Annotated in this window: 1 tRNA gene; it reads right to left on the reverse strand. The window is 40.2% G+C overall.

Annotated features, from left to right (window positions below):
• Positions 1–128 precede the first annotated feature (128 nt).
• Positions 129–204: transfer RNA gene (locus tag BCU12_RS10325), tRNA-Glu, on the reverse strand.
• Positions 205–229 lie beyond the last annotated feature (25 nt).

Consider the following 229-nt stretch of genomic DNA (forward strand, 5'->3'; position numbering starts at 1 on the left):
TTGAACAACAACCAATCAAGTTGTTGTTCGTCAGCTTTCCAAATTGTTAAAGAGCAGATTTTGTTCTTTCGAACGAAACCATTTTTAAAAACACTTAGATTTTATAGCAAAGAAAATGTGCTTAAAGATGGTATCCCGTAGGGGAGTCGAACCCCTGTTACCGCCGTGAAAGGGCGGTGTCCTAGGCCTCTAGACGAACGGGACATAGGTTACTCTTAACTTTTTAAAC

Source organism: Vibrio sp. 10N.261.55.A7 (assembly GCF_002877365.1).
Classification (GTDB): Bacteria; Pseudomonadota; Gammaproteobacteria; order Enterobacterales; family Vibrionaceae; genus Vibrio.